This window comes from Methylomonas sp. ZR1 (assembly GCF_013141865.1).
Taxonomy (GTDB): domain Bacteria; phylum Pseudomonadota; class Gammaproteobacteria; order Methylococcales; family Methylomonadaceae; genus Methylomonas.
This window is the reverse complement of record NZ_RCST01000001.1, coordinates 3,576,549-3,600,603: the sequence shown is the minus strand read 5'-3', so window position 1 is coordinate 3,600,603 and position 24,055 is coordinate 3,576,549. Positions and strand designations below refer to the sequence as shown.

Below are 24,055 nucleotides of genomic sequence, written 5' to 3'. Positions count from 1 at the left end.
GAGCGTTAAAAAATTAAAACGCTAACATTGGTTCGGTATTTAAAGTTAGAAATTATTTTTAATTGCGGCAATGTTGATTTTTTGACTTTGCGAGGGCTTAAATTTGAATAGTTCGCTTTTGCACACTGCGGGCACGCAATATAGCACTTATTACAAAGAAATTGATGGTATCCGTGCCATCGCAGTCATATTAGTTGTTTTATTTCATCTTGAGATCGCTGGCTTTAAGGGCGGTTTTGTCGGTGTTGATATATTTTTTGTAATAAGTGGCTACCTAATAACCGGATTGTTGTTGGATGAGTTGTATCAGTCCCGTGTAAAAAATATTGACTATGGGTTGTTTTTGATTAGACGAGCTAAACGCATATTTCCGGCGTTGGCGTTTACTCTTTTTTTATCATTTTTTATAGCGGAGATATCGTTTAGACCGGACGATTTTGAACATCTTGGCGGTTCTATTTTTTATGCTTTGGTCGGATTGTCAAATATATTATTTTGGAGTCAATCTGGCTATTTCGACAAAGTGGCTTATCTAAAGCCCGCGTTGCATACTTGGTCTCTTAGCGTCGAGCTACAGTTTTACTTGATTTGGCCGATAATTGTTTTATTTTTGTTTCGCAGAGTCCCAAGAGCGCATTTAACTCAAGCATTTTTTTTGATTTCCGCTTTCAGTGTTTTATTAAATATCGCTTATGTCAATAATCTTTTTGAAATTCAAAATAAACTCGGATTATATTTGTCCGTATCGTTTTCCAACGTTGAATCCTCGGCATTTTTTCTTATGCCATTTCGTATATTTGAATTTTCACTAGGAGCTGCTTTATTGGGTGTTGAACACAGTCAAAATCGTTCTGATTGGGTAAAAGAGGCTGCTGTATTTATTGGATTTTTAACAATTATGTATGCGGCTACGCAGCATAAAGATGAGCATGCTTATACTTGCACTTTTGCGCTACTCCCGTGTTTTGGCGCCGCATTAATAATATATGGCGCAAAAACATCTAGACTTTTCGGTGCGCTTTTGAGGCATTCGTTAGTTTCTGGCTTGGGTCTAATCAGTTATTCAGTATACCTTATTCACTGGCCGACGATTGTATTTTATAAATATATAAAACCGGAGTCATGGAGCTTGCTTGATAAGGTCGCTGTATTGATTTTATCGATAGCTATCGCCGCTTTACTATACAAATTTATTGAAGCGCCTTTTAGAAGGATCGATTTTCAAAGCACTTCCTCCGGGCGACGTAAATTCTGGTCTGCTGTTTCATTGTCTTTAGTAATTGTTGGAGCTCCAGCATTGCATGTTTACTCTCATGATGGTTGGCGATGGCGTTTCCCTAAAAATGTCTCGTACTTATTATCAGGAACAAAAGATTCGTTAAGTACCTTGAAACCTCGGGCGCCAGGTTGCTCGTTCACAAATTTTAAAAACTTTGATCAAGCAGAATGTATTCAGCCTGTTAATGGTAAGGTCAATATATTGCTGATGGGAGATTCTGTGGCAAGTTATAGTTGGATGGGGTTGAATGAGAATTTGCCTAGAGAGCGATTTAATCTTCTTCAAGCAACACCGTCAAATTGTAGGCCTGGTGTTAATTGGGGAATGGATTACTGTCTTCAATCTAATCAATTTATGTTTGACTTTATTGAAAAAAACGCTATCGATTTGACGATATTTGCGTCGCTTGGCCCGGATTATAATAATTTCCGGGAAACTATTAGATACATGAAGGCAATTGGTAAGCCAGTTTTAGTGGTTGGGCAGCCATTTATATTTAAAGAGAAGCTAATTGATATAGTTGCTCGAGAGGCAAGTGAGAAATCCACCGAGTATGAGATTCAGTCTATTGCGCGAGACGGATTACTTTCTAATACTGTCGATTTGCGCCGGGCAATTCAGAAAATTGCAAATGAAGAAAATGTTGACTACTTCGACATTCAAGAACAGTTATGTGATGTTGTCGATGATTTATCTACTTGCAGCTTTATTATCGGAAATAGCTTGATTACAGCTGACAATAATCATTTAACGCCAGCTGCGTCAACTAAAATCTTTAAAAAGCTTGGAGGGATCATTCGTGCAAAATACCAAAATTTGAATGTGTTTTGAGTTTGACTGTAATAGAACGCTCATATGGTAATGAATTGAGTATGAATTCATTTAAGCCGCTAGTTTTAGGCGCTCCGCGTAGCGGTTTTGCCTTGCTTGCTAGCGTCGTTATTCATTTCTGCCGCTACTTGATTGCTATGCCTGCCAGCGCCAAAGAAGCGGGTGTGGACTTCGGTTATCCAGGCGTCGAGGTACCCGGGGTCGCGATTTACAAAGCCCGGCAAAAACGCGGCGTGGATACCCGACGACTCAAAGGTGCCCTGAAACGCCGCAACGCCATCGAACCGATCATCGGCCACCTACAGAACGACGGACTAATGGGGCGCAACTACCTGAAAGGCGAAATGGGCGATGCGTTGCGTGCCATCCTGTGCGGTGCAGGCCACAACATCCGTTTGATCCTCAGGCGGTTGAGGATTTTTTGGCGTCATTTTGGGCAGTCGCTGTTTCGGCTAAGGGGCACATTTTCATCAGAGCAATTTTTATCGTTCGTGTGAGGGCGGTCCTCCCTGAAAAATTTTGGCTTTTTCAGGGAGGGCTATTTAATTCGTAACATTGAATTCACTGTATATTAATCAATGGCTTACACATCGATTTTTCTTGATAAACTGCATTAATCAGAGGTTCCCTAGAGTGGCTATTAATATTCCGGTTAGTTATTGCTGGGCTTTTATGATGTAAGTCGATATTATATTGAGTTATAGATTTAAAAATAATTTGACGGCGTGTTGTTGCTTGATTTTTATTAAAGGCTAAGAAAAGAACAGCAAGCTGCATTTATAATGCGGCTGTTTATTTGAAGAATAAAATGGATAATTCGAAATTAAAATTTATAACAACGCTTTTTATTCCTGTAAAAAATGAAATAGATGCATTGAAAGTTATAATGCCGCGGATAGACAAAAGTTGGTGTGACGAGATATTGATTCTTGATGGTAGTTCTGATGATGGCTCAAAAGAATATCTTATTTCTAAAGGATATAATGTGGTTCGCCAAAAATCAAAAGGAGTTAAAGCGGCTTTTTGGGAAGCGTTTGAATTGGCTAGAGGTGATGTCATTATTCCGTTTTCGCCGGACGGTAACTCGATTCCAGAAGATATTCCAAGGCTAATTGAAAAGATAAACGCCGGTTATGATATAGTTGTAGCATCGAGATACAAAGGTGATGCAATTTCGGAAGATGATGATTTCGTATCGGGAATTGCTAATAAGTTTTTTACCGGTCTTATTAATATACTTTTCTCAACAAAATACACAGATGGGCTCGTGATGTATAAAGCATTCAAAAAGTCTCATCTATACACATTGGAAATAGATAAATTCAAGAGTGATTTTTCGGAAATAATGTTATTAACCCGTGGTGCTAGGTACGGCTTGAAGATAACGGAAATTTCTTCTTCTGAGCCCCCTAGAATAGGCGTGCAAGGAAGTCGGGCCCATCCTGGGGTGCTAGGAAAATATAAGAGCGCTCTTGTTTTATTAAAATCCATATTGCGAGATGCATTGTTTTATCATCCTAGTCTGAATAGATAACAAAACATACCGTAAAGAAACAGGTTGTATTATTCTAAGGAGCCTCTGATTAATTCAGTTTTTCAATAAAAATCAATGCGCAAGCCATTGGATTTAATTGGTACGGAAATTCATGTTAACGAATTAATCAGAGGCTCCCTAATGCAACAGGCTAACGAGTAAAATTCATCCGGTTTTGCATCTTTAGTTCATACATGATTTGAGTGTCGTATTCAATTTTCTTGTTTCTGGCGTACTTTTTTATATTGCCTGTCAGGGAAATCAAATAATAAAAAGGAAAAAGTTTGACGATCATCGCTTTGGTTGTCGTCATGCCGCGGGATTGGGGTGTTGATCAGTATCGATTCGTGGCATTTGGGTGAGGCGTCGAGCAATGGGATGGCGTTGTTCGCCAGTTTATCGGCCACTTTTACCAGCGTTTAAATGCCGTATCGGTCAGTGCCGCTAGTAGTTAAAATCTATGAGAAAATCCACTTATAAACGATCAGGTTACGTGCTTGAAAACTCGCGCCAAGAAGAGAATGCAGAAAAACCAACTGAACGCGGATTTGGAATAACTTTTTCTGTCGTATTTTTAATGATTGCCTTTATAAGGCTATATCGAGTCCGTGACTTTTATGATTATTGGTGGCTGACGGGGCTATCCCTTGCCGCCATTTTTCTGTTCCTGGCTTATTTTTGGATGGCGCCACTACGTCCTCTTAATAATCTTTGGTACCGTCTGGGTCTCATTTTATCTTATTTAATTAATCCCGTCATAATGGGAGCCGTTTTCTTATTGACTATTCTGCCTGTTGGGCTATTAATGCGCCTCCTCAAAAGAGATTTACTCAAGCTGAGATTTGATCGCAAAGCGCCAACATATTGGCAAAATCGACCGCTTATTGTGGTTAAACAACAAAATATGAACAATCAATTCTAATGTGGAATTAGTAATGCTGAATATCTTACGAGAACTTTGGGTCTTCCTCTCCATGCGAAAGAAATATTGGCTATTACCGATCATATTCGTACTAGCCTTGGTCGGCGGTCTGGTCGTTTTAAGCCAAGGCTCCGCGATCGCGCCATTTATCTACGCCATATTTTGAAGTTTGCCGAAGAAAGCGTGAATATATTAGGTATCTCGGCGTTTTATCACGATAGCGCGGCCTGTGTGATTGTAGACGGTCGGATAATCGCCGCGGCGCAAGAAGAGCGGTTTACCCGCAAAAAACATGATGCAGCTTTTCCTAAAAATGCAATTGAATATTGCCTGAACGCGGCTGGTAAAAATCTGGATCAAATTGAGTATGTTGTATTTTACGACAAGCCTTTTTTAAAATTCGAACGACTTCTTGAAACCTATATTGCTTTTGCTCCACGTGGTTTTCAATCATTTTTAACGGCAATGCCGATTTGGCTCAAAGAAAAGCTGTTTCAAAAGCTATTACTGCGGGATGAGTTGAAAAACCTGGGTGCGGATTCGAATATAGAAAGTCGTTTGCTATTCGCCGAACATCACCAAAGTCACGCGGCCTCCGCTTTTTTTGCCTCACCATACGAGGAAGCCGTTGTATTAACTATGGATGGCGTCGGCGAATGGACAACGACTTCAGTAGCAATCGGATGCGGCAACCGTTTGGAGGCAGTGAAGGAAATTCATTTCCCTCATTCGATTGGTCTTTTATATTCGGCATTTACCTATTATCTTGGCTTTAAAGTCAACTCTGGCGAATACAAGGTAATGGGACTGGCGCCCTACGGCGAAACAAAATATGTCGACGTTATCCTGAGTAAGCTCCTTGATCTAAAAGCCGATGGGAGTTTTCGGCTGGATATGCAATATTTTGATTATTGCACTGGCCTCAAGATGACTAACAAAAAGTTCGACGCGCTTTTTGGTGATCCGCCGCGAAAGCCCGAGCAGCCTTTGACCCAGAAGCACATGGATATTGCCGCATCTATTCAATGGGTTACGGAAGAAATAGTGCTTCGCTTGACGCGAGCCCTATTCAATGAAACCGGCCGTAAAAATCTTTGCCTTGCCGGCGGCGTCGCACTTAATTGTGTGGCTAACGGCAGAATCTTGCGCGATGGTAAATTCGAAAACATTTGGATTCAACCGGCCGCGGGTGACGCCGGAGGTGCGGTTGGCGCCGCTTTGGCCGCTTATTACACGCATTGCGACAAACCGCGCCGGACAAATGGAAAAGATGCAATGTCCGGCACGTACCTTGGGCCGAGTTACAATGATAGTGAGATTGAACAACAGCTCTCCAGCGCAGGCGCGCGCTTCGAAAGGCTAAGCGACGCCGATTTGATTACGGCCACCGTAGATGCGTTGGTAGCGGGAAAAGCCGTTGGATGGTTTCAGGGGTGCATGGAATTTGGCCCTCGAGCGCTGGGAGCTCGCTCCATCCTTGGCGATCCGCGTAATCCGGCGATGCAGAAAACATTAAACCTAAAAGTAAAGTATCGCGAAAGCTTTCGTCCTTTTGCGCCGGCTATATTGCGTGAGGATATGGCTGAGTGGTTTGAACTCGATTGCGACAGCCCATATATGCTTTTCGTCGCCAATGTAGCCAAAGACAAGCGAACGGAAGTAACGGAACAGGAGTCGGCGCTGTTCGGGATCGATAAACTTAATATACCGCGCTCCGAAATACCCGCAGTGACCCATGTAGACTATTCAGCAAGAATCCAATCCGTGGATCGCGAAACCAATCCGAGGTTTCATGAACTCCTCTCCGCATTCAAAGCCCGCACTGGATGCCCTGTACTCATTAACACCAGCTTCAACATTCGAGGGGAACCCATCGTTTGCAGCCCGGAGGATGCGTTTCGTTGTTTCATGGGCTCCGAGATCGAATTACTGGTCATTGAGAACTACATTCTCTACAAAGAAAAACAGGATAACCGTCTGAAAACAAATTACAGCACCACTCTTGAGCCGGATTAACCACGGCTTGATTATTAGAAAACCAACGCATTACTTGAATAGCAACTGATTTTTGAATTAAAAACTGCCAATGAAAACAAGTCTTTCCTCCCTGTCTTGTTTGAGAAATAGATTTTCCCAATACACACCAGTTGGCCAGCCGCCAAAAATAACGACGGCACTCCAAAGTCAAGTGATTGGAATTTCATAGATCAAACTTTCGCTAAGGTTGCCATGCCACAAACTAATAAAAAATTCCTATCGATAATTTTGCTCTGCCTGTCGTCGGCAATCGCTCTCGGTCTCGCAGAAGGTCTCCTGCGCATAAAAAACAGTTCAATGACCAACTACGATATCGAGATGTGGCGCTACGGCAAGGAACTAAAAACCCGCCGCCCTGAGCCTATGCTTGACTTCGATCATGTCAGGTCAAAATCGGCGATATTGCAGAATGTCGAAATTCGCCTCAACGAGCATGGGTTGCGCGGTGCCCCGCTTTCTGCTTTGCCGCCTGGCGGACGAAGAATTCTCTTTCTCGGTGCCTCCATCACATTTGGCTGGGGAGTTTCTGAACAGGACACCCTTGAAGCCAGACTTGAGACGGCGTTAAGCGCTATCGACAAACAGCCCGTACAGGTGCTTAACGCCGGCGTCGGCAACTACAACACAGAGCGCTACGTTTCCCGTTTTTTTGATGAGCTTACCGGCCTGCATCCGACCGATATCGTCGTGCATTATTGTCTGCGCGACGCTGAAGACCTGCCTGCTGGCGGAGATAATTTGTTGTTACGTCACAGTCAACTGGCGGTGATCTTATGGGGCGTCTATCACCGGTTCTTCGATAAGAACGGAGAACAATCAATGGTGCAGTACTATCGCGACGTCTATCAGCCAGAAGCGCCCGGCATGCTCAAAATGAAAGAAAAGCTCAGACAACTTTCGGAGTATGCCAAAGCGAATAATATTCGGATATATCTGGCTATGACGCCAGCCACATTCAATTTAGTTGACTATAAATTCGATTTTGCCCATGACATTATGAAACAGGTAGCCGCCGAGTACGGCTACATTTATTGCGACCAACTGCCCACAATGAAAGGTTTGCCTCCGAAAGACATTTGGGCAATGCCGACCGATCCGCACCCCAATGCACTAGGCCACCGGCTGATGGCCGAGGCAATCCTGCCAACGCTTTCGCAATCAGGCAGCTCCTCAGTGAACAAGTAAACAGGATGGGGAATGCTATTTAGTTCACCGATATTTTTTGTATTTTTTTCCGTTTACTTCCTGCTCCACTTCATCATTCCCAAGCAATTTAGAATTTACCTGATCATTCTTGGCAGTACGATTTTTTATGGATGGTGGCGAATCGAATACATATGGCTGCCTTACTTATTGACGGCAATCGCCTACCTCGGCGTCATTTGGATGAATGGCGCGGTCAATCCAGTCGCACGCAAACGCCGGGCGGTTGCGTGCGTCATCGGTTTATTTTTGCCGCTGGTTTTCTACAAGTACACGGATTTTTTCTTTAGGGAACTGATCGGACCGTTCGTTGGTATGCAAGACAATTTGCTCAATCTGCCGCTGCCGCTTGGTTTGTCTTTCGTCACCTTTACCCTCACGGCCTATGTCATCGATATCTACAAAGGCAAGTTTCCGGCAACGTCATCCGCATCGGCAGTGCTCGCCTATGTCTTATTCTTTCCGCATCTGATTGCCGGACCGATTCTTCGGCCCTACGAACTGCTGCCGCAACTCGAACGTCAGCGCATGGCGACCCTACGCCGGTTTGCCGTGCCGCTGGCGATTTTTTCGCTTGGTTTGGTCAAAAAGCTGGTATTTGCGGATCAGGTCGGTTTTGCGGTTAATGATGTTTATAACCAAAACGGGACGCTTGGGGCTCTGGACGCGCTGTTGGTGATTTACGGATTCTCGGTTCAAATTTATTGCGACTTCAGCGGATATACCGACATGGCGATTGGACTTGCGCTCGCCATCGGAATCCGTCTACCTAATAACTTCCGTCGGCCTTACGCCGCGCGTTCGCTTAGCGACTTATGGGGCCGGTGGCATATTACGCTGTCATTTTGGTTTCGTGACTATCTTTTCCAGCCGCTCGGCGGCTACCGGTACGGACGGTTCAAGGCTGTCCGAAATATATTGATCACCATGCTGTTAAGCGGTTTATGGCATGGTGCGAATTGGACCTTTTTGATTTGGGGCTTGCTGCACGGCATCGGTATATCGGTTAATTATTTGTTGCGGCCCGCCTTACGCAGATTGCCATCCGGCAAAATGCCCGATTGGATTGGGGTGTTGCTGACATTTCATTTTTTCGCTTTTGCAGCGGTCTTCTTTCGTAGCCCGACTATTGCAAAAGCGCTAGACATCTGGGCGGCCCCCTTTATCGGTGGTTGGGGCGGGATTGATTCGTTCGCCAACAATAATGTTTTTCCGTTGTTGTTGATCTTGGTGTTCTTCGCGCTACACCGGTTTGACGACATCAGGCGGATCAAAATTGCGGTTCATTACGCTCAGCCTGAATTTATATGGATTGCGCTGGCTTTCTGTTGGCTTGTGGCGATCACAATAAGTCAAGGAAATACTGCGGCTTTTATCTATTTCGATTTCTGACGAATTGCACGAAACAAGGCTTACCCATAAGCCGCCTACGACCCAAAACCGGGTATTAAGCACAGAGACTGGAAACTTCGAATCAACCGATAAGTTTGAGGATGTTGCTTATAGGTATGATTGGAGTCAAGCCCTTTAAAGAACAATAACAAACCTTACAAGAGGACGTGTTGATGGCGGTGAAATTCGACAGAATATCCAATTTGATCATTGTCCTTGTGACTCTTATAGTTACGAGTTATTTAATAGAAATATGTAGTCAGCTCATCATAAAAAAACTACCGGCATATGATTCCCGGTGGGTTTTCAGGGCAAAAAAACCACCGGCATATTCTGATTCGCCTTACTTTAGCGCGGAATTCATGCGTGAATCCTCTAACGGAGAAAAAGGAAAATTTGATGATAAAGTCCGTAGATTAGTAAATTTTGAAGGTAAGTATATCAATGTGATTGACGGGCATCGCCGGACGGCGTTTGTCCCGGAAGACGCGAAAAATACTGTATACATTTATGGCGCGTCCACAATATATTCTCAGGAAGTACCGGACGAATACACTATCCCGAGCATAGTGCAGCGCAAGATCAACGAAATTACGACTCAATATAAAGTCGTGAATTACGGTGTCTCATCCATGAACTCCGAGCAGCAACTTTTTTTCTTACACGAAACAACGCTAAAAGAAGGTGATATTGTAATATTTTTCGATGGTGGCTGCGATATTATATATAAAGTATACAGCGATTATAAATATGGTCTCAATATAAACACTCTACGGAATTCAGAAAAACCGGGTGTCCTTGAATCACGAATATTGCCGGTTTTAGAGAAATTAAAATTAATACACTTTGCCGAACTTCTCAAATATATCAAACAGCAGTCGCCCCCTCTACATACGCGCAATGCCGAAGAGGTAAACGCAAGGGCGATTAAGGCGAGCGAGAATTTTGCCAATAATATTCGCTTAGCGCATCAATACAGCAAAGCGTCTGGCGCTGATTTTTATCATTTTCTTCAACCGTCCATCTTTTCTCTTAAATCTCGCACTAAACACGAGCAATTTCTTATTGATAACTTCTTGTTGACCCCTCCAGGAATGGAGTTTGTATATACGCACAGCATTGACAAGTTTGCTAACCAGAGTGACGCATTGAATGCCGATGGAATTATATCGGTAGATTTGAGAAGTGTTCTTGATAATAGACAAGGTGAGGTATTTCTGGATTTCGCCCATACGACCGAACGCGCAAATGAAATTATTGCTACAGCTATTTTTTCAATGGTCAGGTGGAAACGGTAGTAAGGCATGACTGAAACTGCTCCTAAATATGTTACAGGCAACTACTTCCCTTCTGACCTAGTCATCATTCTGAGTCTGCATGCCTGTCTATTCTGGACTCTTGCAGCAGCCAATCTGCCATTGGCCCACGACACGATGATTAACTTCCAGATGTTTGGCACGGTCTATCGCGAATTTTTACTCTCGGATGAGTTTCCACTTTGGTTACCATTTACCAGTCAGGGTGTCACGGCGGATTTTGCCTATGCATTCACGTTCACGCCGGCCTTTTATGCTGCCGTTTTTTTGGGAAAACTCTTTTCCGTCACTGACACGCTATTACTGTTTCGGTTCGGACTTTATCTCGAAGAAACTTTGCTGATCTATGGCCTCTACCAGCTGTCCTCACTTTTCCATAGGCACCGCATCAGCCCTATCATCATTGGCATCACTGGTGTGCTGTCAGTTTCTTGGGGGACGCAGATTCATTGGAACTTCCACCTGATTTATCTGTATCCATTGTTGTTGTATCACACCGCCCGGTATCTACGTGGTGAAGGCTTGGAACATTTAGCGTTCGCGCTGATTGTGATGACTCTAGGCGGGCTTTTTTATACGCAGATATTCATTGCGGCCACGCTGGGCGCATTCGTCTGTATCTGGCTGCTTCTATTCCGGCCTCAAATGCCGTCACTTCTACGCTTCGCGATTCCGAATCCAGGAGGGCGGGTAATCGTCTGCGTAGCGCTGGTCATCGCTTTTATGAACGTTCAATTTGCCCGGCATGTAATCGACGGCATGCAAAGCTTCACTTCCCTGCGGCAGGCCAACGGGTCTGTCGGGCTGGATATCTTCTTGACTTATGGGGGATATGTATCACCCGTGAAATTTATGGAGTTCATCTATGCGGCACCGGTTCGTTTTGCTTTTGTTGCCTACAGCGGTCTCTTCACCATACTGTTCGTGACGTTTGCCCTGATACACGCAAGGACAAAGGCCTTTGGGGTGTTCGTGCTTTTAGTGGGGTTGGTGCTGCTATTTTCTCTGGGGGCTTCTGGGGGGGTGGCGGAAATTGCCTATAGGTTTTTCCCCACGATGGATAAATTTCGCCACATCGGATTTGTCACGCCGGTCGCGAAGATTCTGCTTATCGTTGCTTCGGGATTTGGTATTGATCATTATCTGGAAAATAGGTCCGCACGTGGCCGTAACACATTGTTCCTTACCTCGCTCACTATTGCATTGGGTGCGGTTTTTGTCATGGTCGATGCTGAGCATGGATGGCAGTATGCCTACGCGAGCGATTCCAGCCTGGATATACCTTTCGCCTTTCATTATTGGCAGTGGGCTATCGTTGTATTATTTGTCCTGGCATTTGGGCTTGGGACTAAGCGCGTTACGCGCGATATACTGGGCCCCGGTCTTCTGGTTTGCGTTTTGCTGGAAATGATGAGTTATAAGTTCATGCTGGAGTGGCGCGCCCCGGCCATGGCGCCAAATTGGTTCAGGCATTGGCAGTCTCTCCGTCACGCCTACGATGTGCGTCCCTTGCTTTATAGCTCGATGCGCCGAAGAGAAATCGAGCAGGACATCATTCATCAGTTATCCCTGATGGAGGTATGGGGGGCTCGCAACAGCTTGGGATACGGAAGCTTGTCGCTCGATCTGTGTTTTCCGGTTCACCGCGTGGATATGATAAGTACGCCATTTGATTCGCTTATTCGGACACGTCTTGCCGTAACGGACGGGCAGTCTCCGCAGGAATATTTCACACTTGGAAGCGTCGTTAACGATACTGCGCTAATGGCTGCAATTGGCTGTGAAACGCCAAAACTCTATTTAGCTCGTACGCCGGTTCTCACAGATAACGACGCCCAGGTGAGACATATCATCAATACTGCGGCGACTCTGTACGAAACGCCGGTCGTCCGGACTAGTCATCCAGGTTGGTCCGACGCGATGCCAACTTCATCATCGGCCATTTCTGCGGACGTAATTACAATTCGCCGTTTCAGTGCCAACCAACTGATAGCCAATACTGAGATACCTGTTGGTTCAAACAGATTCCTGATTTATTTGGATAGCCTGCATCCAGGCTGGCAAGCCCAGATCGATGGTCATCCCGCGCCAATTCTTCCGGCCAATATTGCCTTTAAGGCCTTAGAATTGACTCCCGGGTACCATGAGGTGACATTCCGCTTTACCGGAGGCTCCCGATGGACCGCTGCGACGATTTGGATCAATTATCTTTTAACGATTGTTCTACTCTTGACGATTGTAGGCGTCTACGGGAGGTATATGTTGTCAAGGATATCCTCGCTTTTCTTGCGGCCTGATTCAGTTTGTAGCCAAAATCCCGAAGATGCCTCGAAAAAGCCTTCGCAATAAGAGTATCGAAACGGTCGAAACCGATTGCAATCCAACAGGTTGCGCTCCATCAACGGCTTCGCAAAGGCAGGTAGAGTTTTTACAATCTCTCGGTTTTTGATTTGTCCATATTTGACGTTGGGGGATCGATCTGGTTGTTTTTATTGAGTATTGGCTATAAAAAGTGCGATCTGTCTTCAAGTCTGATTCCAGTTACAATTTGAAATTCCAACTCGTGTTGTCTAACTAAGGCTGTTATGATTCAGTTCATGTTGCCGAAGGGCAAATTTTTTTGGTGCCAATATTGTTGCGTGCTAAAACTACCTTAGTTTATGGAAAAACGGAATATCAAATCTCTAATTCGAGAGAGGGGAATATCTGATCGTCAACTTTAAATTTTGTTTAATGGCTTATTCAAGATCGGCTGGATTTCTTGGAAGTTTAGATGGTATCGAGGCGTTATGAAAAATGCGCTCATTTCCCTCCTATTACCTAGCCGCGGCCGCTTGCAACGCGCCAACGACTTTTTACAAAGCGTTCTCGAGAATAGCGAGTATCCGGAATATGTGGAAGTTATTGTTTACCTGGACGAGGATGATTTTGCTAGCCACTCGATGGAATGCCCCGGGTTAACCATTAAACGTATTATAGGACCTCGGGCAACCATGGGCGCCTACAATACCGCCTGTTATGAAATGGCGCGTGGAGATATTGTCGTTCTTGCCAACGACGATATGATTATTCGCACTCGTGGTTGGGACAGCATAATACGCCAATTACATGACAGTATTCCGGATCGTATCTATCTGGCCTATGGAAACGATTTATTTAAGAAAGGAAATCTTTGCACATTCCCTATCCTTTCCCGAAAAACTTGCGAGATTTTAAGAGAGCCTTTTCCAATGATTTATAAAGGTGCCTTCATCGATTATCACCTTATGGACATTTTTAAGCGTTTGGAGAAACTGGGCCTTAAACGTATTCGCTATTTACCTGAGCTTATATTCGAGCATATGCATTATCGGGCAGGAAAGGCGCCCATGGATGATACCTACCGGCAGCGAGGAAGGTTTGCAGATGATGGCGATTTCTTGTCGCTAATCACCATGCGGGCAAATGGTGCCAGGGCATTATCTGAAGTGAGTCAGAAGGAAACGGTGCCGGCCGCTTTGGATGATTGTGTTCCGAGTTCAGTGCCTCATGGAATGCTGGGTGTCGCAAGCTATATCACACGTTTTATTTTTTTGGATAAAGGTTTGCCGTTGCGCTGGCGCTTATCGTTATGGATATGGTTTTTGGGCAGGCAACTGGCCGCTCACGGTTTGCTGAAACCGTTTGTTTGACGGGTTAGTCGTTCTATGACGAAAACTTACGCAAAACCTGCATTGTTCCTGGATCGCGACGGCGTTATCAACGTCGAAAAGAATTACGTCCACCGTATCGAAGATTTTGAATTTGTTGACGGCATTTTCGACCTATGCCGTCTGGCAACCCGCTTGGGCTTGGTGTTGGTGGTGGTGACCAATCAGGCCGGCATCGGACGGGGCTTTTATACGGAAGCGCAATTTCACGCGCTTACGGCCTGGATGAGTGAGCGCTTCGCGGCGGAAGGTGCGCCGTTGGCAGCGGTGTATTTTTGTCCGTTTCATCCCGAGCACGGTGTTGGCGACTACAAACGTGAGTCTTTCGAACGCAAACCCAATCCGGGGATGATGTTGCGGGCTCGCGACGAACTTGGTTTGGATCTGTCCCGTTCCCTGCTTTTGGGCGACAAACATTCCGATATCGTTGCCGCAAAAGCGGCGGGGGTTGGCGTGACGCTGTTGCTGGGAGAGGATGCCAACGACGCCCGACCGACTGTGGCTATATATTCGCTTGCCGAGGCTTGCTCAGTTCTCGATCAGCATTATTTGAAGGGGCAACATGACGACGTTTTCTGATTTTTGCATTATCGGCGGGGGTATCGTCGGTTTCGCAACTGCACTGACGCTGCAGGAACGCCATCCCGACGCTCGCATTGTGTTGTTGGAAAAAGAGGAGATGCCCGGTCGACATCAGACCGGTCACAACAGCGGCGTCATACATGCAGGTATTTATTATGAGCCGGGGAGCCTGAAGGCGCGTCTGTGTAGGGAGGGGTTGGTGGCGACCAAGGATTTTTGCCGCACGCATGGGATTCCCTACGACGAATGCGGCAAGCTTATCGTAGCGACTGACAGCGTGGAGCACGAACGGATCAATACACTGTATGACCGCGCGATTGCTAACGGATTGCAATTAGAACGCCTCGACGGAGCTGAGCTTGCACGCAGTGAGCCAAATATTCGTGGGATTGCTGCCTTGTATAGCCGGGAAACGGCGATTGTCGATTACGGCTTGGTATGCCGTAAAATGGCCGAACAAGTGGTGCAAGGCGGTGTGGTGGTGCGTTACGGTTTGCAGGTGGATCGTATTGAGGAGAGTACCCACTACGTTGAGGTCGGGGGCGGCGGAGAGCTCTTTCGCGCAGGCCAATTGATCGTCTGCGGCGGTTTGCAAGCCGACCGGTTGGCCCGCTTGGCAGGCCTGGATGTTGATTTTCGTATCGTGCCCTTTCGCGGCGAATATTTTCAATTGCCTCAAGCCAAAAACGCGGTCGTCAACCACCTCATTTATCCGGCGCCCGACCCGGCGCTGCCGTTCCTGGGGATTCACTTGACCCGTATGATAGACGGGAGCGTGACTGTGGGGCCAAACGCGGTGATTGGTTTCGCCCGCGAAGGCTATCCCAAGTTATCGTTTTCCCGGCGAGATTGCGCAGATTTTTTAGGATTTCCTGGGTTCTGGAAATTGATTTATCGCTACCGCCACCACGCGCGGCAAGAGTTGGTGACGTCGTTGAGCAAACGGGCTTACCTTCGGAAATGCCGCAAATATTGCCCGTCGTTAAGCGTTGAAGATTTATTGCCGTTCCGGGCGGGTATCCGTGCTCAGGTTGTTACCAATGAAGGCCAGGCCGTCCACGATTTTCTGTTTAAGCAGACCGAGCGCATGCTGCACGTCTGCAATGCACCTTCGCCGGCCGCGACTTCAGCACTTCCCATCGGCAGAATGATTGCGGAACGTTGCCAAGCCATTTAGCGGGCCTTGAATAAATGGGTCTTCATCGGCGCGGGCTGCCAATTTGCGGATTATGGTTTTATCATCCGATTTCGATTAGTTGCTTTTTGTAAAGCAACTCCCGGCGTAATAACGCCGCTTTGCGTTCCAAACCCCAGCGATAACCCGATAATTTTCCGTCAATCCTTAATACCCGGTGGCATGGTATGGCTATGGCCAAAGGATTGGCGGGGCAAGCGCTTGCCACCGCACGCGCCGAATTCGGCGAACCTATGCGCCGAGCAATCTCGCTGTAACTAGCGGTGGCACCGACAGGGATTTCCCGTAATGCCTGCCAAACGCGCTGTTGGAACGGCGTTCCGCCTGTATCCAATGTCAGCGCCAGTCCTTGCTCCGGTATGTCGATAAATTGTCGCAATGCGGCGAAAATGCGTTCGAATTCGAGTGAGCCGTCTATAAACTCCGCTTCAGGATATTTATCCTGGAAGGCTGTGGTTAAATCCTCCGGAGCATCGCCCAAGGCTATTGCGCAAACGCCGGTTGGTTTAACCGCCACTAGCAGCCAGCCCAACGGACACATCCCGGTTGCAAATCGAATTTGGTTGCCGGGTTCACCGTTATGGTTCGGAGAAATAGTATTGTTCATATTTAGTCCCAATTTATGCTGGCCTACGGCAACAGTGTTTGGCAAAATTTGCTGTTAGCATGTTACTTAACAAAATAATGAAAAAATTACTGAATCAAAGCTTTTTAACCAACTTTATCTCCCTGCTGATTATCGCTGTCGGCTATGTCAGCCCGTTTTATCCGGAAACGCTGAAAGCAATTGGTTTTTTTGCATTTTCCGGGGCAATTACCAATTGGTTGGCTATTCATATGCTGTTCGAAAAGGTGCCGTTTTTGTATGGCTCGGGGATTATCCCGGCGCGTTTCGAAGAGTTTAAAGCATCGATCAAGGCCTTGATGATGCAGCAATTTTTCACGGTGGAAAATATCGAACAGTTCATCGAAACGGAAGAGCAGCAGGGCGGCAAGGTGTTGAATTTGCAACCTTTGCTAAATGCTGTCGATTACGACAAGGTTTACGAAGGCTTGGTATCTTCCATTATGGCTTCTTCGTTTGGTGGCATGTTGTTGATGATGGGCGGCGAAGAGGCGTTATTGCCGCTAAAACAACCTTTTACCGAAAAAATGCAGCATACCCTCTCGGAAATGGTGGAGTCAGAACGGTTTAAACACGCTTTACAGCAAGGATTGAATGCGCACAAGATTGGCGAGGATTTGACCGGCAAAATCGAAATGGTGATCGACAGGCGTTTGAGCGAATTAACGCCGCAATTGGTCAAGGAAATGGTGCAATCCATCATCAAGCAACATTTGGGTTGGCTGGTGGTGTGGGGCGGCGTATTCGGTGGGATATTGGGCGCAATCTTCGGTTTTGCTTGAGCGCAGTGACGATGACGACCATCGAACTGGCTTACGATAGTTTCGGCGAACCCGGCGACACGCCATTACTGATTGTGCATGGTTTTCTGGCCGCCTCGCGTAACTGGCGTTCGGTGGCCAAACGCCTAGCGGAGCAGCGGCATGTTTATGTGTTGGATATGCGCAACCACGGCAGTTCGCCGCATGCCGAGGTGCTGGATTATCCCAGTATGGCCGCCGACTTGTTGGCTTTTATGGATAGCCATGAGATTCCCTGTGCTCATTTACTCGGGCATAGCATGGGGGGCAAGGCGGTGATGTGGTTTGCCTTGCATCATCCGCAACGAGTCGCTGGTTTAATCGTTGCGGACATCGCTCCGGTCAGTTATCAGCATAGCTTCGACGATCTGGTCGACGCTCTGAGCCGTTTGCCAGTCAATAGCATCGGCAACCGAAAGCAGGCCGAAGAGGCGCTAGCCGAGGCGGTTCCGGATCTGGCCTACCGGCAGTTTTTGCTGCAAAATCTGCTGCTGAAAGACGGCAATTACTACTGGCGGATCAATCTGGATATTATTCAAAAAAATGCCCATCACATTGTCGGCTTTCCGGAAGTCGGCGAACGCCGGTTCGTCCGGTCGGTGTTATTCATCGGTGGCGGCAATTCCAAATATCTGGATGAAGAAGCGATTTATGCAGTGTTTCCGCAAGCAAAGATCGCGAAAATTCCAGATACCGGCCATTGGTTATACGTTGAGGCGCCGGATGCGTTTTGTCGCTTGGTGGAGGATTGGTTGCTGGCCGCTTAGCGCTTAAGTGCTTGATCTAGGCTGGTTTAGAACCTTGGTACACTGGCGATAAATCGCAAGGACGATAAGCTTGCTACCGCAATTTAGCTAGTTCAGTGCGGAGCGGTAACAGATGACAGATAGTTCATATCAACACATTCAAGGTATCAAACGAGGCAAACTTGCGGTGCCGCTTGAGGATTTGTTGCTCACACAGGCCGAACACGGGCTCAGCGATTATTTGTCGCTTTCGCTAAGCCATTGCGGTGAATTAACCAAAGTTAGTATCACTACGACCGATGTCGAGCCGCTAACCTACTCCGCTTTTATTCGAGCCTCTGCGCCACTGGATTTTGCTGCGGTAGTGTTTGTGGCGCAGCCGGTTAAGCTGGGTGAGCTGAGCGATCATCGAACGTTGCCTGATAAAAGAAAAGCTTGTGTTAGAATCGCGCGGCTTGCACCGTTTTGGCGAGTGTTGCGGCAAAAGGGATCGCAACGCCGGCGCTGAGACGCGGCGATAGCTGATGGTTGGTACGCCGAGCCATCACACTTTTTCTTAACTTTTTATTTGAAACGCCCATGAACAAACCCAAAAAAGTTGCAATCCTCACGGCCGGCGGTTTGGCGCCTTGCCTGAACTCCGCTATCGGCAGCCTGATTGAACGCTACACAGAAATTGATCCTAGCATCGAAATTATTTGCTACCGTGGCGGCTACAAAGGTCTGCTGCTGGGTGACTCCTATGTTGTGACCGATGAAGTCCGCAAAAAAGCCGGCTTGCTGCAACGTTTCGGCGGTTCAGTGATCGGCAACAGCCGCGTCAAGCTGACCAATATCAAAGACTGCGTGAAACGCGGTTTGGTGAAAGAAGGCGAAGACCCGCAAAAAGTCGCTGCCGACCAGTTAATTAAAGACGGCGTCGATATTCTGCACACTATCGGCGGTGACGATACCAATACTGCGGCGGCCGATTTGGCCGCATTTCTGGCGAAAAACAACTACGGTCTGACCGTGATCGGTTTGCCAAAAACCGTCGATAACGACGTATTCCCGATCAAACAATCCCTGGGTGCCTGGACTGCCGCCGAACAAGGCGCACGTTACTTCATGAACGTGGTGGCCGAGAACAATTCCAACCCACGCATGCTGATCGTCCACGAAGTCATGGGCCGTAACTGTGGTTGGTTGACCGCTGCGACTGCACAGGAATACCGTAAATTGTTGGACCGCGCCGAGTGGTTGCCCGAGTTGGGCTTGAGCCGCGAGTCGTATGAAGTACACGCGGTTTTCGTTCCCGAGATGGCGATTGATTTAGAAGCTGAAGCGACTCGGTTGCGTGCGGTGATGGACAAAGTCGATTGCGTGAATATCTTCGTGTCCGAAGGCGCCGGTGTGGAAGCTATCGTTGCCGAACTGCAAGCTAAAGGCCAAGAAGTGCCGCGTGATGCGTTCGGCCACATCAAGCTGGATGCAGTCAATCCGGGCAAATGGTTTGGCGAGCAATTCGCGCAAATGATCGGGGCGGAAAAAACCCTGGTGCAGAAATCCGGTTATTTCGCCCGCGCTGCTGCTGCTAATGTTGATGATATGCGTCTGATCAAATCTTGCGCTGACCTGGCCGTGGAATGTGCCTTCCGCCGCGAATCCGGCGTGATGGGCCACGACGAAGATAACGGCAACATATTGCGCGCTATCGAGTTTCCACGCATCAAAGGCGGCAAGCCGTTCAATATCGATACCGACTGGTTCACCCAAACGCTGGCGGAAATTGGTCAGAAAAAGGGCGGCAAAGTCGAAGTCAGCCATTAATAAAGTTTTGGCTTGATCATAGGGGCGGATTTATCCGCCCTTTTTTATTTACTGGAAGCGAATAAATTCGCCTCCACCGCCAAGTTTCACAAGCCCAATTCGCTTAAGCCGGCATGATCGTCGGGTCGCCGGCCCAGCGGCCAATGGAATAAACGATCATCGGCCTTAATCAGCAAATCGTTGATGCTGGCAAAGCGACGCTGCATTAATCCGTATTCGTTAAACTCCCAATTTTCGTTGCCGTAGCTGCGAAACCAGTTGCCGGCATCGTCATGCCACTCGTAAGCGAAGCGCACCGCGATACGGTTGTCGGCAAAAGCCCATAATTCTTTGATTAGTCGATAATCCAATTCCTTGGCCCATTTGCGCTGTAAAAACTCACGAATTTGCCCGCGACCTACCGGAAACTCGGCGCGATTGCGCCAGCGGCTGTCTTCGGTATACACCTGCACGACGCGATCCGGATCGCGGCTATTCCAGGCATCTTCTGCCATGCGGACTTTTTGCGTGGCAGTGTCGGCGGTAAAGGGCGGTAAAGGCGGTTTGCTGTCCATCGTTAAGCTCCTGACTAGGGTGAGAAAGTAAGTAGACAGGTTTGTCTACTTGTGGCGATGGTAGCAATTGTAGACAGACTTGTCTACAATCGAAACATGATCTCTGATTCCACCACCATTCTGTCGGACCGCCCGCCTCGCGAGCGGATATTACTGGCCGCGCATGATTTGTTTTATCGCGACGGCATCCGCGCCACCGGCATCGACAAAGTAATTGCCGAGTCCGGAGTGACGAAGGTGACGTTTTACCGGTATTTTCCCAGTAAGAATGATTTGATCCGGGCGTTTTTGGATTACCGGCACGACCTGTGGATGGCCTGGTTTAACGATGCCTTACAGCGTCACGGCGGGCAAGCGGGTGCGGGATTGATGCCGCTGGTGGCGACTATGGCAGAATGGTTTCGCAAGCCTATTTATCGCGGCTGCGCGTTTATCAATACCGTCGCCGAATTGGGCGGCGTGTTGCCCGATGTGCTGGAAATTTGCTACCAGCATAAACAAGATATGGTGCGGGTAATTGCCGAACTGTTGCCGGATGGCCCAAACCGGCAGCAGCTGGCGAATGCGGCTGCGGTGGCGATAGACGGCGCGATTGTTAAAGCGCAGCTGGAAGCGCCAGAGGTCGCGGAAAAGCAGTCCCTAAAAAGCTTGGAGACGCTATTAGTTGCACTGAATGCCTTCGCGCAATCAACGCCGGCGGTTAAAGCGCCGGACGACTAGTTTTTCCAGGCCTATCGCTACGTAAATAACCGAGCTAACCCCCAAAATCAACAGCCACTCCTCCCGACCGATTGCCTCGCTGCCGAATAAGGCCTGCATCGTTGGCCAATAGGTAAACAGCAGTTGCAGCAAAATCATGCTGACGACACCAAAAATCAGCCATAAATTGGAAAAAACGCCGACTCGGAACATCGAGTAATTTAGCGAGCGACAGTTGAATAGGTAAAACAATTCGCCAAACACAAACACATTGACGGCGACTGTGCGGGCCTTAGCTAGGGTTGCGTTTTGCGATAGTTCCCATTCAAACAAGCCGAATGCGCCGGCCAGCAACAACAGGCCGACCAGACAGATACGAAACATTAGACGTTTGGTCAGGATAGCTTGCTTGGGATTGCGTGGCTTATGGAGCATCAGACCCGGTTCCTTGGGTTCGAAAGCCAACATTAAACCCAGCAGTACTGCGGTGGTCATATTGATCCAGAGAATTTGCAGGGGTGTAATCGGCAACGCCACATTGGCGAACACCGCGGCGGTAATCACCAGGCCCTCACCGAGATTGGTCGGTAAGGTCCAGGCGATGAATTTCACCAGATTGTCGAACACGCCGCGGCCTTCTTCGACGGCGGCTTCGATGGTGGCGAAATGATCGTCAGTCAGCACCATGGCCGCCGCTTCTTTGGCGACTTCGGTGCCGCCCATGCCCATCGCCACGCCGATGTTGGCTTGCCGTAGTGCCGGGGCATCGTTGACGCCGTCGCCGGTCATGGCTACCACGTGACCGTTGGCCTGCAAGGCTTGCACCAATTGCAACTTTTGCTCCGGCGCGATGCGGGCAAAGACATCGCAGTCTTTGACGTGTTTGCGATAGTCGGCTTCGCTGTAGTGTTGCAAGTCGGCGCCGCTGATCACACGTTCGGTATGGCGCATGTTGAGCTGCTTAGCGATGGCCAGCGCGGTGACGGGATGGTCGCCAGTGATCATCTTCACCGAGATGCCGGCCTTATAACAGGCGGCAATGGCCCGGGCAGCTTCGGGGCGCGGTGGATCGATCATGGCTTGCAAGCCCAAAAAGGTCAGGCCACCACCCACTTCGCGATGTTCAACCGCATCGTCATCATGCTCAGCGCGCGCAAAAGCCAGGACTCTCAAGCCTTGTGCGGCAAACGCTTCAGCTTGCTGGTTCAGGCAGTCTCTATCCAGTGGTACGAGTTGCATGTCGGCGGCAAAGGCTTTGTCGCAGCGCTGTAGCAGGCTTTCCAGCGAGCCTTTTAAATAAATATGCCGGGCGTCTTCGGCCAGGTTGTGATGCAGAGTGGCCATGAATTGGTACGCGGATTCGAACGGAATGGCGTCCAGGCGCGGATGGTCGCCGCTGACGCTGGCTTGATGCAGACCGGCTTTGTGGGCGGCTACCAGCAAGGCGGCCTCGGTAGGGTCGCCTTCGATACGCCAGTTGTCGGTGTCGGCGATTAATCGGGCGTCGTTGCACAGCAGGCCGGCTTTTAAACATTCCAATAGTGCTGGTTTAAGGGACGGGTCGACCGCTTGGTTATGGCTGGTAAATTCACCGTCCGGCGTGTAGCCGCTGCCGCTGACCTCGAATATTTCACCGCCTGCCTGCACGAATTGCACGGTCATTTGGTTTTGCGTCAAGGTGCCGGTTTTGTCGGAGCAAATCACCGTGGTGCTGCCCAGGGTTTCCACCGCCGGCAGTTTGCGGATGATGGCGTTGCGTTTGGCCATACGCGAGACGCCGATAGCCAGCGTAATCGTCAGCGCCGCGGGCAGACCTTCCGGGATGGCGCCGACAGCCAACGCCACGGAGGCCATGAACATGTCCAACATGGTTTCGCCGCGCCAGACGCCGACCGCAAAGGTAATGGCCGCGCAGCCGACGATCACCCAGAGCAACAATTGACTGAATTGGCTCATTTTTAGCGTTAGCGGCGTTTCCAGCGGTTCGGCGCTGCCGATCAGCTTGTTGATGCGGCCAATCTCGGTGTTATCGCCGGTACTGACTACCACGGCCAGTGCACTGCCGTAACTGACCAGCGTCGAGGAATACGCCATATTGGCGCGATCAGCCAATAAGGTGGCCGAGGGTAGAGTCTGTGCCTGCTTTTCCACCGGTACCGATTCGCCGGTTAGCGCGGATTCGTCGATTTTCAGTTCGCGGCTTTGCAAGAGGCGCAGATCGGCAGGCACCTTGTCGCCGGATTGCAGGAATACCAAATCGCCGGGAACTAACTCGGCAGCAGCAATACTTCGGCGCTGGCCGTCACGCAGGACGTTGCTGCTGATATTCAAGGTCTGAGCCAGGGCGTTAATGGCTTTCAGCGCGTTCGCTTCCTGAACGAAGCCGATCACCGCATTGATAATGACCACACCGAAGATGACGCTACTGTCGGTCCATTCCTCTAAAAAAGCGGTGGTGGCCGCGGAAAACAGCAGGATGTAGATCAAGGGCTGATGAAATTGCGCCAATAGCAAAAGCAAAGGGCCTTTGCCGCGGCGAGCGGTCAGGCGGTTGGCGCCGCTAGTCGCTCGGCGTTTTTGCGCTTCCTCGCTGCTCAGGCCTTGACCCAGCTCTACGCCGAAATGCGTTAATACGGTTTCCGGCGTTTGGCTGTGCCAGTTGGCTTTAGGGTAATGGTCCATATGCTCAGATTGATAGTTGAAAATGGCGTTGGCGTAGTTGCCCCAAGGCTAAATTAGCCTGAGGTTAAAACCATAAGTTGACAAAGAATACTTTGTGCTTGTTCCCTAAAAGGGATGGGGTTATAGTCCATTCCCGAGGTCTATGGCCTCATTCTAAATT

At 48.3% G+C, this 24,055-nt stretch carries 21 protein-coding genes and 1 pseudogene; 18 read left to right on the top strand and 4 right to left on the bottom strand.

All coding sequences use genetic code 11. The features are described from left to right. Positions 1–103: 103 nt before the first annotated feature. The 3 genes and pseudogenes from DDY07_RS16285 to DDY07_RS16275 all read left to right on the top strand — a co-directional run bounded on the left by DDY07_RS16285 (position 104) and on the right by DDY07_RS16275 (position 3,644). On the top strand, positions 104–2,110 hold the full coding sequence (locus DDY07_RS16285; RefSeq protein WP_171696628.1) for an acyltransferase family protein: 2,007 nt from the start codon (positions 104–106) through the stop codon (positions 2,108–2,110). A 164-nt stretch (positions 2,111–2,274) separates the two neighbouring features. Next, positions 2,275–2,607: pseudogene (locus DDY07_RS16280) on the top strand (hypothetical protein); the annotation flags it as partial. Between the two features lie 311 nt (positions 2,608–2,918). After that, entirely contained in the window at positions 2,919–3,644 is a 726-nt protein-coding gene (locus DDY07_RS16275; protein WP_171696627.1) for a glycosyltransferase family 2 protein, read from the top strand. 212 nt (positions 3,645–3,856) lie between these two features. Here the strand turns inward: DDY07_RS16275 and DDY07_RS16270 are convergent, their stop codons facing one another. After that, on the bottom strand, positions 3,857–4,051 hold the full coding sequence (locus tag DDY07_RS16270) for a hypothetical protein (protein WP_171696626.1): 195 nt from the start codon (positions 4,049–4,051) through the stop codon (positions 3,857–3,859). A 53-nt stretch (positions 4,052–4,104) separates the two neighbouring features. Between DDY07_RS16270 and DDY07_RS16265 the strand changes: the two genes are divergently transcribed. From DDY07_RS16265 to lhgO, 10 genes are all read left to right on the top strand, one after another. Beyond that, on the top strand, positions 4,105–4,566 hold the full coding sequence (locus DDY07_RS16265; protein ID WP_171696625.1) for a hypothetical protein: 462 nt from the start codon (positions 4,105–4,107) through the stop codon (positions 4,564–4,566). 13 nt (positions 4,567–4,579) lie between these two features. Further along, positions 4,580–4,732 (top strand): DUF5989 family protein, encoded by a 153-nt coding sequence (locus DDY07_RS24160; protein ID WP_225893004.1) that lies wholly within the window; start codon positions 4,580–4,582, stop codon positions 4,730–4,732. Positions 4,733–4,749: 17 nt separating this feature from the next. Then, entirely contained in the window at positions 4,750–6,582 is a 1,833-nt protein-coding gene (locus DDY07_RS16260; RefSeq protein WP_171697819.1) for a carbamoyltransferase, read from the top strand. 213 nt (positions 6,583–6,795) lie between these two features. Beyond that, the gene (locus tag DDY07_RS16255; protein ID WP_171696624.1) at positions 6,796–7,788 is read left to right on the top strand and encodes a GDSL-type esterase/lipase family protein; all 993 of its coding nucleotides are present in this window, start codon (positions 6,796–6,798) and stop codon (positions 7,786–7,788) included. Positions 7,789–7,956: 168 nt separating this feature from the next. Further along, positions 7,957–9,198 (top strand): MBOAT family protein, encoded by a 1,242-nt coding sequence (locus DDY07_RS16250; protein WP_171696623.1) that lies wholly within the window; start codon positions 7,957–7,959, stop codon positions 9,196–9,198. Positions 9,199–9,371: 173 nt separating this feature from the next. Further along, positions 9,372–10,496, top strand: a complete 1,125-nt coding sequence (locus DDY07_RS16245) for a hypothetical protein (RefSeq protein WP_171696622.1) — start codon at positions 9,372–9,374, stop codon at positions 10,494–10,496. A 6-nt stretch (positions 10,497–10,502) separates the two neighbouring features. After that, positions 10,503–12,863, top strand: a complete 2,361-nt coding sequence (locus DDY07_RS16240; RefSeq protein WP_171696621.1) for a hypothetical protein — start codon at positions 10,503–10,505, stop codon at positions 12,861–12,863. Between the two features lie 440 nt (positions 12,864–13,303). After that, on the top strand, positions 13,304–14,185 hold the full coding sequence (locus DDY07_RS16235) for a glycosyltransferase family 2 protein (protein WP_171696620.1): 882 nt from the start codon (positions 13,304–13,306) through the stop codon (positions 14,183–14,185). Positions 14,186–14,200: 15 nt separating this feature from the next. Next, a complete protein-coding gene (locus DDY07_RS16230; RefSeq protein WP_101052035.1) occupies positions 14,201–14,782 on the top strand; it encodes a D-glycero-beta-D-manno-heptose 1,7-bisphosphate 7-phosphatase in 582 nt (193 codons plus the stop codon). Further along, positions 14,766–15,962, top strand: a complete 1,197-nt coding sequence (gene lhgO / locus DDY07_RS16225; protein WP_171696619.1) for an L-2-hydroxyglutarate oxidase — start codon at positions 14,766–14,768, stop codon at positions 15,960–15,962. The genes DDY07_RS16230 and lhgO overlap by 17 nt, the downstream gene beginning before the upstream one ends. Positions 15,963–16,023: 61 nt before the next feature. Here the strand turns inward: lhgO and DDY07_RS16220 are convergent, their stop codons facing one another. After that, on the bottom strand, positions 16,024–16,587 hold the full coding sequence (locus DDY07_RS16220) for a methylated-DNA--[protein]-cysteine S-methyltransferase (protein WP_171696618.1): 564 nt from the start codon (positions 16,585–16,587) through the stop codon (positions 16,024–16,026). A gap of 77 nt (positions 16,588–16,664) precedes the next feature. On the opposite strand from DDY07_RS16220, the gene DDY07_RS16215 reads away from it, so the two are divergent. From DDY07_RS16215 to DDY07_RS16200, 4 genes are all read left to right on the top strand, one after another. Continuing rightward, positions 16,665–17,387, top strand: a complete 723-nt coding sequence (locus DDY07_RS16215) for a DUF445 domain-containing protein (protein ID WP_171696617.1) — start codon at positions 16,665–16,667, stop codon at positions 17,385–17,387. Positions 17,388–17,398: 11 nt separating this feature from the next. Continuing rightward, the gene (locus tag DDY07_RS16210; RefSeq protein ID WP_171696616.1) at positions 17,399–18,172 is read left to right on the top strand and encodes an alpha/beta fold hydrolase; all 774 of its coding nucleotides are present in this window, start codon (positions 17,399–17,401) and stop codon (positions 18,170–18,172) included. A gap of 112 nt (positions 18,173–18,284) precedes the next feature. Continuing rightward, entirely contained in the window at positions 18,285–18,659 is a 375-nt protein-coding gene (locus DDY07_RS16205) for a hypothetical protein (RefSeq protein ID WP_171696615.1), read from the top strand. Positions 18,660–18,730: 71 nt separating this feature from the next. Then, the gene (locus tag DDY07_RS16200; protein ID WP_171696614.1) at positions 18,731–19,960 is read left to right on the top strand and encodes a pyrophosphate--fructose-6-phosphate 1-phosphotransferase; all 1,230 of its coding nucleotides are present in this window, start codon (positions 18,731–18,733) and stop codon (positions 19,958–19,960) included. Positions 19,961–20,046: 86 nt separating this feature from the next. Here DDY07_RS16200 and DDY07_RS16195 read toward each other — a convergent pair whose 3' ends face one another. Continuing rightward, the gene (locus DDY07_RS16195; protein WP_171696613.1) at positions 20,047–20,514 is read right to left on the bottom strand and encodes a nuclear transport factor 2 family protein; all 468 of its coding nucleotides are present in this window, start codon (positions 20,512–20,514) and stop codon (positions 20,047–20,049) included. Between the two features lie 96 nt (positions 20,515–20,610). On the opposite strand from DDY07_RS16195, the gene DDY07_RS16190 reads away from it, so the two are divergent. Then, entirely contained in the window at positions 20,611–21,234 is a 624-nt protein-coding gene (locus DDY07_RS16190) for a TetR/AcrR family transcriptional regulator (RefSeq protein WP_171696612.1), read from the top strand. Here the strand turns inward: DDY07_RS16190 and DDY07_RS16185 are convergent. Then, positions 21,202–23,895 (bottom strand): cation-transporting P-type ATPase, encoded by a 2,694-nt coding sequence (locus DDY07_RS16185; RefSeq protein WP_171696611.1) that lies wholly within the window; start codon positions 23,893–23,895, stop codon positions 21,202–21,204. The genes DDY07_RS16190 and DDY07_RS16185 overlap by 33 nt on opposite strands. Positions 23,896–24,055 lie beyond the last annotated feature (160 nt).

Coding starts and splice junctions, on each gene's coding strand:
- DDY07_RS16275 (WP_171696627.1), top strand. CDS start 2,919: ATGGATAATTCGAAATTAAAATTTATAACAACGCTTTTTATTCCTGTA.
- DDY07_RS16265 (WP_171696625.1), top strand. CDS start 4,105: ATGAGAAAATCCACTTATAAACGATCAGGTTACGTGCTTGAAAACTCG.
- DDY07_RS24160 (WP_225893004.1), top strand. CDS start 4,580: ATGCTGAATATCTTACGAGAACTTTGGGTCTTCCTCTCCATGCGAAAG.
- DDY07_RS16255 (WP_171696624.1), top strand. CDS start 6,796: ATGCCACAAACTAATAAAAAATTCCTATCGATAATTTTGCTCTGCCTG.
- DDY07_RS16245 (WP_171696622.1), top strand. CDS start 9,372: ATGGCGGTGAAATTCGACAGAATATCCAATTTGATCATTGTCCTTGTG.
- DDY07_RS16240 (WP_171696621.1), top strand. CDS start 10,503: ATGACTGAAACTGCTCCTAAATATGTTACAGGCAACTACTTCCCTTCT.
- DDY07_RS16235 (WP_171696620.1), top strand. CDS start 13,304: ATGAAAAATGCGCTCATTTCCCTCCTATTACCTAGCCGCGGCCGCTTG.
- DDY07_RS16230 (WP_101052035.1), top strand. CDS start 14,201: ATGACGAAAACTTACGCAAAACCTGCATTGTTCCTGGATCGCGACGGC.
- lhgO (WP_171696619.1), top strand. CDS start 14,766: ATGACGACGTTTTCTGATTTTTGCATTATCGGCGGGGGTATCGTCGGT.
- DDY07_RS16220 (WP_171696618.1), bottom strand. CDS start 16,587: ATGAACAATACTATTTCTCCGAACCATAACGGTGAACCCGGCAACCAA.
- DDY07_RS16215 (WP_171696617.1), top strand. CDS start 16,665: ATGAAAAAATTACTGAATCAAAGCTTTTTAACCAACTTTATCTCCCTG.
- DDY07_RS16210 (WP_171696616.1), top strand. CDS start 17,399: ATGACGACCATCGAACTGGCTTACGATAGTTTCGGCGAACCCGGCGAC.
- DDY07_RS16205 (WP_171696615.1), top strand. CDS start 18,285: ATGACAGATAGTTCATATCAACACATTCAAGGTATCAAACGAGGCAAA.
- DDY07_RS16200 (WP_171696614.1), top strand. CDS start 18,731: ATGAACAAACCCAAAAAAGTTGCAATCCTCACGGCCGGCGGTTTGGCG.
- DDY07_RS16195 (WP_171696613.1), bottom strand. CDS start 20,514: ATGGACAGCAAACCGCCTTTACCGCCCTTTACCGCCGACACTGCCACG.
- DDY07_RS16190 (WP_171696612.1), top strand. CDS start 20,611: ATGATCTCTGATTCCACCACCATTCTGTCGGACCGCCCGCCTCGCGAG.
- DDY07_RS16185 (WP_171696611.1), bottom strand. CDS start 23,895: ATGGACCATTACCCTAAAGCCAACTGGCACAGCCAAACGCCGGAAACC.